The following is a 12861-nucleotide window of genomic DNA, read 5'->3' as shown; positions in this document are numbered from 1 at the left end:
GACGGATTCATGCGGCGCCGAATTCGACGCCGACCTGACCGATGCCTTCGATCTCGGCCTCGAAACGGTCGCCGGCGGCCACGCCCACCATCGGCCCGAGGGCGCCGGTGAGGATCAGGTCGCCGGCCTTGAGCGGCTCGCCCAGGCCGGCCATGGTGCGCGCCAGCCACACCGCGGCATTCAGCGGATGGCCGAGACACTCGGCGCCGCTGCCGCTGGAAACTTCCTCGCCGTTGCGGGTCATGCGCATCGCCGCCCGGCGCAGGTCGACGCCGGCCAGCCGGCGTACCGGCCCACCGAGCACGAAGCAGCCGCTGGAGGCGTTGTCGGCCACGGTGTCGACGAAGCGGATGTTCCAGTCCCGAACCCGCGAACCGACGATCTCCAGCGCCGGCAGCACCCAGCCGGTGGCCTCGGCCAGCTCGGCGAAGGTGGTGTCGGCGCGCGGCAGGTCGCGTTCGAGGATCAGGGCGATCTCCGCCTCGATCTTCGGCTGTAACACGCGTTTGATAGACAGCACCTCGTTGTCGCCATGGCTCATGTCGGCGAACAGGGTGCCGAAGTCCGGCTGGTCGACGCCGAGCTGCCGCTGCACCTTGGGGTTGGTCAGGCCGATCTTGCGACCGACCACGCGACGCCCGGCGGCCACGGCATGGGCAACGTTGAGGCGCTGGATGGCGTAGGCGGCCGTACCGTTATCCTCGCCGATCGCTCCGCGCAGCGGTTCGATGGCCGTCCCGTTCGCCTCGGCCCCGCGCAGGGCGGCGGCCAGTTGTTCCAGGGTCTGTTGAGTCACGCTCATGGACTACCTCGCAGGTTGCGGGCCGATGAGCCGAAGCCGGCGATGCCGTTCCAGAGGCTGGCGGGATGCACGCTTTGGCTCATTGTTGTTTCTGTTTTCCGCCTTCGGAGGCGAGTATAGGAATGCCCCTGAAACCCCTACAATGAAAAACCGGACCCATGTGCACTAAGTGCACAACATTGTTTTAAAAAGGCTTTTGCAGACATGAGCAGCGAACACGATACCGAATACAAGACCGTGCGTGGCCTGAGCCGCGGCCTGCAGATCCTCAACGCCCTCAACCGGGTGGATGGCGGCGCCAGCCCGACGAAGCTGGCCGAGCTGACCGGACTGCACCGCACCACGGTGCGCCGCCTGCTGGAGACGTTGCAGGACGAAGGCTATGTGCGACGCAGCGAGTCGGACGACAGCTTCCGCCTGAGCATGAAGGTGCGCGAGCTGAGCGAGGGCTTTCGCGACGAGCAGTGGATTTCCGCGCTGGCCGCGCCGCTGCTGGCCGAGTTGCTGCAGGAGGTGGTCTGGCCGACCGACCTGTGCACCCTGGACGTGGACGCCATGGTGGTGCGCGAGACCACCCACCGCTTCAGCCGGCTGTCGTTCCATCGTTCGATGGTCGGCCGGCGCATGCCGATACCGCTCACCGCCACCGGCCTCGCCTATCTCGCCTTCTGCCCGGACGCCGAACGCGAGCGCATCGTCGAACTCCTGGCCAGCCGCGACGACGAGGAAGGCCGCCTGGCGCGCGACCGTGCGGGCCTGGACAACCTGCTGCGACGCACGCGCCACCGCGGTTACGGCGAGAACTACGGCAGTTGGAACAGCGAGGAAAGGATCGCCGCCATCGCCGTGCCGATCCGTGGCGAGCAGCGGGTCTACGGCTGTATCAGTCTGATCTACGTGGCCAAGGCGATGACCATCGAGCAGGCCGCGAAACGCTACCTGCCGGCCCTGCAACGCTTCGCGGCCACCGTCGAACAGGGCATCCACGAGCGCGAACAGGCCGGACCGGCGCTGACGGGCAACTGAATGCACGCCGGGCCCGGTAAGCCAGCCGTGTAGGGTGGATGGCCGCAGCCATCCACCGTGACCAGCGGCGGCAACTGGTGGAAAACGCTGTGCGGTTTTCCACCCTACGGGCGGCGCCCCGCTGGCGGGCTGGGGATCAATGGCGGAGGAAGTCCAGCACCAAGCGGTTGAACCGATCCGCATGCTCCCACTGCGCCCAGTGGCCGCAGCGGTTGAACACATGCAGTTCCGCATTGGGCAGGCCGGCGAGCAGGCGCAGGCCGGTGTCCATGGGTACGAAGCGGTCGTTGCTGCCCCAGACGATCAGGGTCTGTGCCTTGATCTCGGCCAGCCGCAGGCCGAAGTCGGGGAACTGCTTCGGGTTGGCCGCCAGGCTCTCGACGAAGTTCTCCAGGTGGTCGCGGCGGCTCAGCATGTTGTCGAGGCGGGTCTGGAACAGTTCCTCGGTCAGATCGCCGGTGTCGTAGACGAAGACGTTCATCATCTTCTTCAGGTTGTCGATGGTCGGCTCGCGGTAGAGCCCCTGCAGCAGCTTGATGCCTTCGGTCGGCATCGGCGCGAAGGGACTGGCGCCGCCGGTGCCGCCGCCCATCAGCACCAGCTTGCCGACCCGTTCGGGGTTGGCCAGGGCGAAGGCCACGGCGCTGTGGCCGCCCATGGAGTTGCCGATGAGGTGCGCGCGGTCGATGCCGATGGCATCGAGCAGGCCCTTCAGCGCGCGGGCGTTGAGGTCCGAGCGCGAGCCGGTGCAGACGATGGGATCGCTCTTGCTCCAGCCCGGACAGTCCATCAGGATCACCCGGTAGCCGGCGGCGACCATGGGTTCGACGTTGCGGTTGAAGTTGGCCCAGCCGCTGGCGCCCGGTCCGGAGCCATGCAGCATGACCAGGGTTTCAGCGCCCGCGCCGCAGTCGTTGTAGTGCAGTTGCAGGGCGAGATCGCCCTCTTCGATGCAGACGAAGCGGCTGGTGGCGGCTTCGCTAAGGGTCTGTGCGGTAGTCATCCTGTGTTCTCCGGTCGGATCAGGGGGCGAGGCGGCGGAAGGCGCCGTTCAGGTACAGGAGCGGTTCGCCGCCCTGCCGGCCACGGCTGGCCAGCACCTCGCAGAGAAAGGCGTGATGGGTGCTCTCGTCGAAGACCTTGACCACCCGGCAGTCGAAGTTGGCCAGCGAATCCTCCAGTACCGGCGCGCCGGTGATCAGTTCGCGCCACTGGCCATGCTCGAAGCGTGCCTCGCCATGCACACCCTCGAGCATGCCGGCGAACACCTTCGCCTCGTGCTCCTGCCCGCCGGACAGTACGTTGATGCAGAGGGCGCCGCTGTTGCGGATCGCCTCGCAGGCGGCGACCTTCTTGTTGACGAACACCACCAGGCGCGGCGGATCGGCGGTCACCGAGCAGACCGCGGTGGCGGTGAGGCCGAGGCGGACGTCGCCGTCGCGGGTGGTGACGAGGGTGACGGCGGCGGCCAGGTTGCGCATGCCGTAACGGTGCTCGTCGGCGCTGACCAGTGGCAATCCGGCCAGTTCGGCGTTCGGAACCCAGTCCAGCAGTTGATTGATCTCTTTGCTCATGACATTCGCTCTCGCACAGCGGGCTGATGGGAAGAGGCCCGACGAAGCGCCGGACCTCGCCGACGGCTCGGCTCAGGCCTTGACGCCGAAGGGGTTGACGGCCGGCAGCGGGCTGCCGAGCAACTGGCCGCCCAGCAGGTCGCCGATGTTGTCCTGGTTCTGGGTGATGTGGTTGGCGCCGACCAGGATGTCGCGCATCTGCCGCTGCAGCGGACTGTTCAGCCAGATGCCGCGGGTCGAGGTCTTCTTGAAGATCATGTGCGCCGCCTCGAAGCACTCGCCGCCGGTGAACTGGTTGGTGGCGAAGTGGCGGACGCGCACGTCCAGCGGCACCAGTTCGCCGCGCGCGGCGTAGCTCCAGGCTTCCTCGGTGTTGTGCAGCACCCGGCTGGAGCAGGCGAGGATCTTCGCCGTGGCCTCGCCGAGGCGGTTCTTGATGAAGGGGTCCTGAACGGCGGCGCCGATGGCCTGGTTGATGTTCTGCCGCGGCTTCATGTGCTCGATGTAGAGATCGACCATACCGCGCGCCATGCCGATGATCACCGAGGACACGGCGGCGTAGAACACGTAGAAGAACGGCACCTTGTACAGGTTGTTCACCTGGCCGTGAGAGTCCTGGCCGTAGGCGCCGATCGCGTGGCTGCGGTAGGCCGGCACGAAGACTTCGCGGATCACCAGCTTCTTGCTGCCGGTGCCGGCCAGGCCGACCACCTGCCAGTCGTCGACGATCTCGAAGTCGCCGGCCTGGACCCAGAAGGAGCGGAACACCGTTTCGCCGTTCTCGGCGACGCGCCCGCCGAGGAAGGCGCCGCCGGCGGCATGGTCGCAGCCGCTGGAGGTCAGCCATTCGCCGTCGAGCAGGTAGCCGCCATCGACCGCGGTGACCGTGCCGAAGGGCGCGTAGGAGGACGACACCAGCCGGCTGTCGTCCTCGCCCCAGAGTTCGTCGCCGCAGCGTGAGTCGAGCAGGCCGACCTCGAAGGGGTGCACGCCCAGCACCATCACGTTCCAGGCGCTGGACGGACAGCCGCGGGCCAGCTCCATCAGTACCCGGTTCAGCACGTTGGGGTTCATTTCATAGCCGCCCCAGCGACGGGGCTGCAGGATCCTGAAGAAACCGGCCTCCTGGAACGCCTGGATGGTGTCGCGCGGGACCATGCGCGCCTTCTCGACGGCATCGGCCTTTTCGCGCAGCCAGGGGATCATGGCTTCGGCACGGGCGACCAGTTCGGTTTCGGTGGGAATGGGGGTAGCGATCGAGTTCATTGTTGTTCTCCGCGATTTCGTTGGGGATGCACAGCCCGGCGATGGGCTCAGCGTCGTTCGGCGCTCACCACGCCATAGCCGGCGATCCATTCGTTGATCGGCCGGTAGTAGTCCTGCCGGGCGCGATAGGCGCCGCCGGCCGCCAGTGCGGCGAAGGCGGCGACCCAGGTCCGGATCTCGTGGGTCGAGCGGCCGGCGGTCGTGGAAATCTCCTCGACCACGAAGTCGTCGATTTCCGCGAGGCGGCCCTGCACCAGCAGGTCGATGAAGGCCAGGTCCCAGTCGGTGTTGAGCGGGGTCAGCGGACTTTCCGCGGTGCCGTAGATTTTCCCGGCGGCGATGGTCCGCGCCTGGCGAGCGGCGCGCGCCTCCGGGGTCGGGTTGCGCCCGGCGATCAGGAACTCGGCGATTTCCTCGGCGGCACCCGACAGCAGCGGCACGGGCGGTTCGTGGGACAGGCCGCCGGTACCGAGGATCAGCACGCGCTTGCCGAGCGAAGCGACGAAGCGGCCGACCGCCTCGCCGAGCTTGCGGATGCGCCGGTAGGGAGCGAAAGGCGGTGCCACCGAGTTGATGATGATCGGGATCACCGGATAGCGGGTCAGGCTGCCGGTCAGTTCCTCGAGGGTCTGGGTGCAGCCGTGGTCGACCTGCAGGCGGTGCGACAGGGCGATGTCGAGGCCGCTGTCGAGGATGTGCCGCGTCAGGTCGAGCGCCAGATCCCTGGGAATCGACAGCGGGCCCGGCAGGGTTCCGTAGTCGGCGACCGACTCGGCGGCGGTGGCGATCACGAAGGGCGGCATCAGGTCGTAGAACAGGCCGTTGTAATGATCGGGTGCGAAGATCACGATCAGTTCGGGGTCGAAGGCCTCGACCTCGGCACGCGACCGGGCGAGCACCGCGTCGACTTCCGCGACGACATCGGCCCCCGGATCGTTCAGGCCACGCAAGGGGGTATGCGACAGGCATTTCAGTTTGATGGTCATCGAGCCTCCTGGAGCCCCGGATGCGAATGCCTTCCCGCCGCCCGGGAGGGGTCGGGAATGCGCAGCGGATGCACAGCGCCGGCGGTGGTCCGTTGCGCCAGTGGGCGAATCCGCTTCCTGGCTGTTTTTTGTTCGTTTCGGGCCTGGCCATTCTAGGAGTGGGCGATCGACAGCCTCAAAGGCTATCTACCCTTCCGTGCACTATGTGCACTTACTTGTTTTAAAAGGTTTTTTCAGAATCCACAGGGATGCCCCCCACGGATATCCGGGCGGGCGATGGGGATGGGGACACGGGGTCATGCGGGATTGGAGAACGTCGAGAAAGCGCGCGGAAGTGGCGAGGAGCGGGGCTTTGTCCTGCCCCGCTGCGCTTCAGTCCTGCGGACCGAGGGGGAAGAAGGCGCCGCGGCTCCACACGCCCAGCCAGGTGCGCCCGTCGATCAGCCGCGGCTCGGCCAGTTCGACCAGTTGGTAGAAGACGTTGCGGTGGATCAGCGCCTCCAGGTTGGCGCGCACCAGCAGGTAGGGCGCGGGCTCCTGGGTCTCGGCGTCGAGCGCGACCCGCAGCGGGTGCTCGGCGCCCGCCTCGACCTCGTCGCCGACCTGGGTGGTGAAGCGCAGCAACTGATCCTCGCCACGGCCCTCGACCTGCAGGGAGACGGCGACGAAGGGCGCGTCGTCGACCCGGATACCGACCTTCTCCACCGGGGTCACCAGGAAATATTGGTCGCCGTCACGGCGCAGGATGCCGGAAAACAGCCGGACCAGAGCCTTGCGCCCGATCGGGGTGCCCATGTAGAACCAACTGCCGTCGCGGGCGATGCGCATGTCGATGTCGCCGCAGAACGGCGGATTCCACAGGTGCACGGGAGGCAGCCCCTTGCGGCCGCCCTCGGGAATCTGCGCCAACAGTTCGTCGGCCTTGCCTGGATCGCTCATGGCTTCTCCTTCGCCTGGCGGGACAGTGACTTCAAGTGGAATATGATGCCTGACACCATGATTGCAAGACCGCAAGGAGCAAGCCCATGCATGCCATCCACGACGAATTTCCGCAGCTGGCCGGGCTGCGCTACCTCAACCACGCCGCCGTCGCCCCCTGGCCGATGCGGGCCGGCAAGGCGGTGAGCGCCTTCGCCGAGCAGAACGTGCACATCGGTGCGCGCGATTACCCTCGCTGGCTGGGCATCGAACGGCGCCTGCGCGAACGCCTGACGCGCCTGCTCAACGCACCGACCACGGCGGACATAGCCTTGGTCAAGAACACCTCGGAAGCCCTGTCCTTCGTCGCCTTCGGCCTGGACTGGCAGGCCGGCGAGCGGATCGTCATCAGCGACGAGGAGTTCCCCTCCAACCGCATCGTCTGGGAGGCGCTCAAGCCCCAGGGCGTCGAGATCGTCACGGTCGGCCTCAAGGGGGCCGATCCGGAAGCCGATCTGTTGGCGGCCTGCGGCCCGCGCACGCGCCTCCTGTCGATCAGCGCCGTGCAATACGCCAGCGGCCTGCGCCTGGATCTGGAGCGGCTCGGCCAGGGTTGCCGGCAGCTCGGCGTGCTGCTCTGCGTCGACGCCATCCAGCAGCTCGGCGCCCTGCCCTTCGACGTGCGCGCCTGCGACTGCGCCTTCGCCATGGCCGACGGACACAAGTGGATGCTCGGCCCGGAGGGGCTCGGCGTGTTCTACTGCCGCAGCGACCTGCGCGAACGGCTCAAGCTGCACGAATACGGCTGGCACATGCTGGAGAACGCCGGCGACTACGACCGCCTCGACTGGGAACCGGCGCGCACCGCCCGGCGCTTCGAATGCGGCAGCCCGAACATGCTCGGTGCCGTGGCACTGGAAAGCAGCCTGTCGCTGCTGGAGCAGGTCGGCATGGCCACGGTCGCCCAGGGACTGCGCGAACGGGTGGCCTGGCTCGAAGAAGGCCTCCTGCGGATTCCCGGCCTGCACCTGCGCAGCCCGCGCGATCCCGAGCGGCGCGCCGGCATCCTGACCTTCGCACTCGACGGCTGGGACAACCAGCAGTTGTTCGAGCGCCTCAAGCACGAGCAGATCGTCTGCGCCCAGCGTGGCGGCGGAATCCGTCTGTCGCCGCATTTCTACACGCCGACCGTGGTGCTCGACGAAACCCTCGCGGTCCTGCGCCAGCTGGCATCCGATTAGGGTCTGTTAACTCTATTTACTAGAATGCAGCAAAACAGTGTTGAGACCGAGTGCCATGCAACTGACCGCCGAGCAATTCAAACAAATCGGAGGCTTGTTGCCGCGCCAACGCGGCAATGTACGCCTGGGCAACCTGCAAGTACTCAACGCCATCCTGTATGTGGCAGCCAACGGCTGCAAATGGCGCGCGCTGCCCGAACGCTATGGCAACTGGCACACCGTCTACACCCGCATGATGCGCTGGAGCAAAGCCGGCGTGCTCGATCGTGTTTTCGAACAGTTGCAGCGCCAGCGACTTATGCAGATACGCATCGAGGCCATCAGCCTCGACTCCAGTATCGTGAAGGTGCATCCGGATGGTACGGGCGCGCGAAAAAAAACGGTCCTCAAGCCCTCGGTCGCAGCCGCGGCGGCTGGAGCACCAAACTGCATCTGGTTGCCGCGGATGATCGCAATGTCGTGACCTGGAGCCTGACGGCGGGGCAGGCTGGCGATGCCCCCGAAGGCAGGCGCTTGATTCAGGCGTTGGGACCTCACCACGGGCTCGTGGCTCTGTTGATGGACAGTGCATACCAAGACAATGCCACGCGCGAGCTGGCTTGCGGCCTGGGTTTCGTGCCGGTGGTGCCACCCAACCCCCGGCGGCGCCAGCCGTGGGAGTATGACAAACCGCTCTATCGCCGACGCAACGGTATCGAGCGGCTGTTTCGACGACTCAAGGCCTGGCGCCGCGTGTTCACGCGCTACGACAAGCTTGACCTCATGTACGCCGCCTTCGTCACTGTGGCTCTTATCGCTGAGGCCCTACGGTAGTGTTAACAGGCCCTAGCCTGCCGACACTGCTTCCCGCAACCGCGACGCGCCTGTTTTCGCATGGAGCCAGGCGCGGGGAGCGACGTCTGGTCGTTCGAACGAACGACGAGCGACGACACAGCGCGCCGAAACAGATCCTCGGTACTCAGCAACGGCGGAAGTATTCCAAAACCGTTTAAAAAATGAACAGCGCATACTGGACTGGAGCCGATCCACGACGATACTTCCTCTACTGACGTGGCATTTCCCCCGATGCCAGGCCAGCCGAAGGCATTCGAGGAACGCATGCCTTCGCTTACTCCTAACGCTTTTAACCCGGTTTCCTCCCCCAGACTCCGGGTTTTTTTTGCATGGCGGAAAGTATCAGCGGGCGACCCGTGCCAACGGAAACAGGCGGTGGAAGTTAGCGGTGGTCTGCTCGGCCAGCGTTTCGAAGGGAACACCCCGCAGCTCGGCGAGAAACTCCGCGACCTCGCGCACGTATTGCGGCAGGTTGGGCTTGCCCCGATGGGGAACCGGCGCCAGGTAAGGCGCGTCGGTCTCCACCAGCAGACGGTCCGCCGGCACCTGCCGGGCCACTTCGCGCAGGGCCTCGGCATTGCGGAAGGTGACGATGCCGGACAGCGAGATGTAGAAGCCGAGATCCAGCGCCGCGCGGGCCATCTCCCAGTCCTCGGTGAAGCAGTGCAGCACACCGCCCTGCGACAGCGCCGCTTCGCGCAGCAGCCGCAGGGTATCGGCGCGCGCCGCGCGGGTGTGCACGACGAGCGGCTTGCCGGTCAGGCGCGCGGCCTCCAGGTGCAGGCGAAAGGCCTGTTGCTGCAGGGCGGCGGCCTCCGGCCGGTAGTGATAGTCCAGCCCGGTCTCGCCGATGGCGACCACCCGCGGATGGGCGAGTTCGCCGAGCAGCCAGTCGAGGGCGGGCACGGCATCGGGCTCGACATCCAGCGGATGCACCCCGACCGCGCAATCCACGTCGGCATAACGCTCGGCCAGCGCCTTGACCGCGGCCGCGTTATCCGCGCTCACGCCGATACACAGAAAATGTCCGACCCCCCGGGCACGCGCCGCCTCCAGCGCGACCTCCAGGGAACCGCCATGGGCAGCGAGATCGAGACGATCGAGATGGCAGTGGGAATCGACCAGCATGGGAGTCACATCGTATGGGTTGGGTGGTCCGACTTCAGGGCGCCGGCCAGGTAGGTTTCAATCCTGTCGCGGGCCAGCTTGTCGCCGTCGCCGAACTGCACGCCGATCCCGGCGGCACGGTTGTCCTGAGCACCGGGCGGGGTGACCCAGACGACCTTGCCGGCGACCGGGATCTTCTCCGGTTCGTCCATCAGGCTGAGCAGCAGGAAGATTTCGTCGCCGAGCCTGTAGCTCTTGCCGGTAGGGATGAACAGGCCGCCATTCTTGAGAAAGGGCATGTAGGAGCTGTAAAGGACCGACTTGTCCTTGATCGACAAGGGCAGGATGCCGTTACACGATCCCGGACCGGATGGCAGGCTCATGCAGGTCTCCGGATGGCTGATTCGGGCAGCGATTCTAGCCCGGCCCGGGCAGGTCTGCCCACTGCACGAGCAACGCCTCGAGAAGCAGGACACGGTTGAGGTTGGCCTTGGCGAGCACCCTCTGACGCTGCGCCAGCAGCCAGTCCTGGATGGCCAGGACCCTGGACTGCGCGCTCTTCTCCGCCAGGTAGCGGACGACCCTGGCCATGTCGTCCAGCCCCAGGCCCCGCTCGTCGCCAGTCAACTGATAGCGCAGGATCAGCAGGCTCCAGTCGCAGAACCAGTCGAACAGCAGCAGCAGCGGCACACTGTTCCAGGCCTCGGCCAGTTGGCTGGCGCTGGCCTGCTGCTTGAGCAGTTGCTTCACCCCTTCCACCACCCGCGCACGCCGCTCGCGCACTCCTTCACCATGCAGCCGCAGGGCGGAAAGCGGCGAGCCGCCGGCCAGCACGAGCAGTTCGCCCAGTTCCGCCTCGCTCTGTTCCGGCAATGCTTGACGCAGCCAAGCGAGACTGTCGGCGGCCCCCGGCAACGGGCAGGCCTGCTGCACGCAGCGACTCCGGATGGTCGGCAGCAGGCGGCTCGGCTGGTGGCTGATCAGCAATAGCACGCTCTCTCCGGAGGGCTCCTCGAGACTCTTGAGCAGGGCATTGGCGGCGTTCGAGTTCATCGCCTCGGCCGGTTCCAGCAGGACGACCTTGCGCCCGCCAAGCTGGGCCGTCTGCGTGACGAACTCCACCAGATCGCGCACCTGATCGACGCGGATCGCCTTGTCCGCCTCTTCCGGCTCCAGCAGGAAATGATCCGGATGGCTGCCGGCCTGCAGCAGACGGCAGGACTTGCACTGGCCACAAGCCTCCAGGCCGGCCGGGCTCTGGCACAGCAGGCGGGCCGCCAGGCGTTCGGCCAGCGCCCGCTTGCCGATGCCGGCCGGACCGTGCAGCAGATAGGCGTGGGCATGCCGGTCGCGGCCTGCCAGCCGCCGCCACAACTCCTGCTGCCAGGGATGGACTTCAGCCACCGCGCGACTCCAGCAGTTGCGGCAGCAGGCCATCCAGTGTGCGCTGGACCTCCGCCAGGGGGCGCCCCGCATCCACCACCCGGTACCGGGCCGAATCGTTCGCCGCGCGACGCAGGTAAGCCTGGCGCACCGCTTCGAAGAAGGCGCGGTCTTCCTGTTCGAAACGATCCGGGCGGCCACGGGCGGCGGCGCGGGCCAGCCCCACCTCGACCGGCAGGTCGAAGAGCAGGGTCAGGTCGGGGCGCAGATCGCCCTGCACGAAATGCTCCAGGATCGCGATGCGCGCCTCGGGCACGCCACGGCCAGCGCCCTGGTAGGCATAGGAAGCATCGGTGAAACGGTCGCAGAGCACCACGGCGCCGCGCACCAGCGCCGGCCGGATCACACCGGCCAGATGCTGGGCGCGGGCGGCGAAGACCAGCAGCAGTTCGGTGTCCACCGCCATCGGCTCGCTGGCGGGCGCCAGCAGCAGTTCGCGGATGCGCTCGGCCAGCGGCGTTCCGCCCGGCTCGCGAGTCAGCACCACCTCGCGGCCAGCGGCGCGCAGGCCTTCGGCGAGGTAGTCGCGATTGGTGCTCTTGCCGGCCCCCTCCGGCCCTTCGAGGGTGATGAACAGACCTCGGCTCACGGGTTTTCCTCGTCGTCTTGCCGCTCGGAACGCTCCACCGCCTCGGACGATGGGCTGGAGCGGTAGTCGGTGCGGCGCTTGAGCTGGTACTCGCGCACCGCCTGGTTGTGCGCCTCCAGGGTTTCGGAAAAGATATGGCTACCATCGCCGCGGGCGACAAAATACAGCTCGCGGCCCTCCGCCGGATGCAGCGCCGCATGGATCGCCTCGCGTCCCGGCAGGGCGATCGGCGTCGGTGGCAGGCCGGGCTGGACATAGGTGTTGTAGGGCGTGGTCGCGAGCAGCTCGGCGCGCCCGAGCTTGCCGTTGTAGCGCTCGCCCAGGCCATAGATGACCGTCGGATCGGTCTGCAGCAGCATGCCCTGTTCCAGGCGCCGCACGAACACGCCGGCGATCTGCTCGCGTTCGCGGGGAATGCCGGTTTCCTTCTCGACGATCGAGGCCATGATCAGCGCCTCGTAGGGCGTCGCGTAGGGCAGGTCCGGCGACCGCCCGGCCCATTCCTCGGCGAGCACCTGCTGCAGGCGGGCATGGGCCTGCCTGAGCAGCTCGAAGTCGCTCATGCCGCGCACATAGCGGTAGGTATCGGGGAAGAAGCGCCCCTCCGGGTGGGCGTCCGGCTGACCCAGCCGAGCCATCAGCTCGGCATCGGAAACCCCTTCCAGGGACTGCTCCAGTTTGTCGGTCCGGGCCAATGCGGCCCGAACCTGACGGAAGCTCCAGCCCTCCACCAAAGTGAGGTTGTACTGCACCACCTCGCCACGCTGCCAGAGTTCGAGCAGTTCGGCGGCCGTCATGCCTGGCTCCAGGCGATATTCGCCGCTGCGCATACCCTGCTCGGACAGATTGAAGCGCCAGTACAGGCGCAGCCAGAAGCTCCCGTGCAACAGTCCCTCGTCCTGCAGACGATTGAGCAGACCGCCGGGCGTGGCACCGCTCGGAACCTCCAGCAGACGCTCCTCGGCGAGCCTCAGAGGCTGTTCGAGCGCGGCCCTCTGCTGCCAGACGGCGGACGACAGGAGCAGTCCCCCCACCAGCAGGCCACTTTCCAGCAGCAGCAGCCATTTTCGCATCA

Annotated in this window: 14 protein-coding genes; 3 read left to right on the top strand and 11 right to left on the bottom strand. The window is 66.9% G+C overall.

Annotated elements, in window-relative coordinates; all coding sequences use genetic code 11:
- Positions 1-7: 7 nt before the first annotated feature.
- Positions 8-802 carry a 2-keto-4-pentenoate hydratase gene (mhpD, locus tag AVCA_RS06870; protein WP_012700142.1) on the bottom strand — a complete coding sequence of 265 codons (795 nt, stop codon included), beginning with the start codon at positions 800-802 and terminating at the stop codon, positions 8-10.
- Between the two features lie 204 nt (positions 803-1006).
- Between mhpD and AVCA_RS06865 the strand changes: the two genes are divergently transcribed.
- Positions 1007-1828, top strand: a complete 822-nt coding sequence (locus AVCA_RS06865) for a DNA-binding transcriptional regulator (RefSeq protein ID WP_012700140.1) — start codon at positions 1007-1009, stop codon at positions 1826-1828.
- 136 nt (positions 1829-1964) lie between these two features.
- Here the strand turns inward: AVCA_RS06865 and AVCA_RS06860 are convergent, their stop codons facing one another.
- The 5 genes from AVCA_RS06860 to AVCA_RS06840 form a co-directional block, all read right to left on the bottom strand.
- Positions 1965-2831, bottom strand: a complete 867-nt coding sequence (locus AVCA_RS06860; protein ID WP_012700139.1) for an alpha/beta fold hydrolase — start codon at positions 2829-2831, stop codon at positions 1965-1967.
- Between the two features lie 19 nt (positions 2832-2850).
- On the bottom strand, positions 2851-3402 hold the full coding sequence (locus AVCA_RS06855; protein ID WP_012700138.1) for a flavin reductase family protein: 552 nt from the start codon (positions 3400-3402) through the stop codon (positions 2851-2853).
- A gap of 72 nt (positions 3403-3474) precedes the next feature.
- Positions 3475-4668 carry an acyl-CoA dehydrogenase family protein gene (locus AVCA_RS06850; RefSeq protein ID WP_012700137.1) on the bottom strand — a complete coding sequence of 398 codons (1194 nt, stop codon included), beginning with the start codon at positions 4666-4668 and terminating at the stop codon, positions 3475-3477.
- A 47-nt stretch (positions 4669-4715) separates the two neighbouring features.
- Positions 4716-5654 (bottom strand): 3-carboxyethylcatechol 2,3-dioxygenase, encoded by a 939-nt coding sequence (locus AVCA_RS06845; RefSeq protein WP_012700136.1) that lies wholly within the window; start codon positions 5652-5654, stop codon positions 4716-4718.
- 372 nt (positions 5655-6026) lie between these two features.
- A complete protein-coding gene (locus AVCA_RS06840; RefSeq protein ID WP_012700135.1) occupies positions 6027-6593 on the bottom strand; it encodes a DUF1285 domain-containing protein in 567 nt (188 codons plus the stop codon).
- Positions 6594-6679: 86 nt separating this feature from the next.
- Between AVCA_RS06840 and AVCA_RS06835 the strand changes: the two genes are divergently transcribed.
- Together AVCA_RS06835 and AVCA_RS25740 are read left to right on the top strand one after the other, a co-directional pair.
- Complete coding sequence (locus AVCA_RS06835) at positions 6680-7813, top strand: aminotransferase class V-fold PLP-dependent enzyme (protein ID WP_012700134.1); 1134 nt, start codon at positions 6680-6682, stop codon at positions 7811-7813.
- Between the two features lie 55 nt (positions 7814-7868).
- Positions 7869-8626 (top strand): IS5 family transposase gene (locus AVCA_RS25740; protein WP_144061659.1). Its coding sequence is split into 2 segments (ribosomal slippage): positions 7869-8184 and positions 8184-8626, totalling 759 coding nucleotides; the frame shifts between segments, so codons are not numbered across the junction.
- Between the two features lie 363 nt (positions 8627-8989).
- On the opposite strand, the gene AVCA_RS06820 is transcribed toward AVCA_RS25740, so the two are convergent.
- From AVCA_RS06820 to mltG, 5 genes are read right to left on the bottom strand one after another with little or no spacing between them, the layout of a single operon-like run.
- Entirely contained in the window at positions 8990-9775 is a 786-nt protein-coding gene (locus AVCA_RS06820) for a TatD family hydrolase (protein ID WP_012700132.1), read from the bottom strand.
- A 5-nt stretch (positions 9776-9780) separates the two neighbouring features.
- Entirely contained in the window at positions 9781-10137 is a 357-nt protein-coding gene (locus AVCA_RS06815; protein ID WP_012700131.1) for a PilZ domain-containing protein, read from the bottom strand.
- Positions 10138-10171: 34 nt separating this feature from the next.
- Positions 10172-11158 (bottom strand): DNA polymerase III subunit delta', encoded by a 987-nt coding sequence (locus AVCA_RS06810; protein WP_012700130.1) that lies wholly within the window; start codon positions 11156-11158, stop codon positions 10172-10174.
- Positions 11151-11786, bottom strand: coding sequence for a dTMP kinase (gene tmk / locus AVCA_RS06805; RefSeq protein ID WP_012700129.1), 636 nt, complete (start codon positions 11784-11786; stop codon positions 11151-11153). The genes AVCA_RS06810 and tmk overlap by 8 nt, the downstream gene beginning before the upstream one ends.
- Complete coding sequence (gene mltG, locus AVCA_RS06800) at positions 11783-12859, bottom strand: endolytic transglycosylase MltG (protein WP_012700128.1); 1077 nt, start codon at positions 12857-12859, stop codon at positions 11783-11785. Before mltG ends, tmk begins: the two co-directional genes overlap by 4 nt.
- Between the last annotated feature and the right edge of the window lie 2 nt (positions 12860-12861).

This window comes from Azotobacter vinelandii CA (assembly GCF_000380335.1).
GTDB lineage: Bacteria > Pseudomonadota > Gammaproteobacteria > Pseudomonadales > Pseudomonadaceae > Azotobacter > Azotobacter vinelandii.
Note: the sequence above shows the minus strand (reverse complement) of the source record. Positions and strands in the feature narration are given on the sequence as shown.

Coding starts and splice junctions, on each gene's coding strand:
- AVCA_RS06815 (WP_012700131.1), bottom strand. CDS start 10,137: ATGAGCCTGCCATCCGGTCCGGGATCGTGTAACGGCATCCTGCCCTTG.
- AVCA_RS06820 (WP_012700132.1), bottom strand. CDS start 9,775: ATGCTGGTCGATTCCCACTGCCATCTCGATCGTCTCGATCTCGCTGCC.
- mhpD (WP_012700142.1), bottom strand. CDS start 802: ATGAGCGTGACTCAACAGACCCTGGAACAACTGGCCGCCGCCCTGCGC.
- AVCA_RS06865 (WP_012700140.1), top strand. CDS start 1,007: ATGAGCAGCGAACACGATACCGAATACAAGACCGTGCGTGGCCTGAGC.
- AVCA_RS06835 (WP_012700134.1), top strand. CDS start 6,680: ATGCATGCCATCCACGACGAATTTCCGCAGCTGGCCGGGCTGCGCTAC.
- AVCA_RS06850 (WP_012700137.1), bottom strand. CDS start 4,668: ATGAACTCGATCGCTACCCCCATTCCCACCGAAACCGAACTGGTCGCC.
- AVCA_RS06845 (WP_012700136.1), bottom strand. CDS start 5,654: ATGACCATCAAACTGAAATGCCTGTCGCATACCCCCTTGCGTGGCCTG.
- AVCA_RS06855 (WP_012700138.1), bottom strand. CDS start 3,402: ATGAGCAAAGAGATCAATCAACTGCTGGACTGGGTTCCGAACGCCGAA.
- mltG (WP_012700128.1), bottom strand. CDS start 12,859: ATGCGAAAATGGCTGCTGCTGCTGGAAAGTGGCCTGCTGGTGGGGGGA.
- AVCA_RS06840 (WP_012700135.1), bottom strand. CDS start 6,593: ATGAGCGATCCAGGCAAGGCCGACGAACTGTTGGCGCAGATTCCCGAG.
- AVCA_RS06860 (WP_012700139.1), bottom strand. CDS start 2,831: ATGACTACCGCACAGACCCTTAGCGAAGCCGCCACCAGCCGCTTCGTC.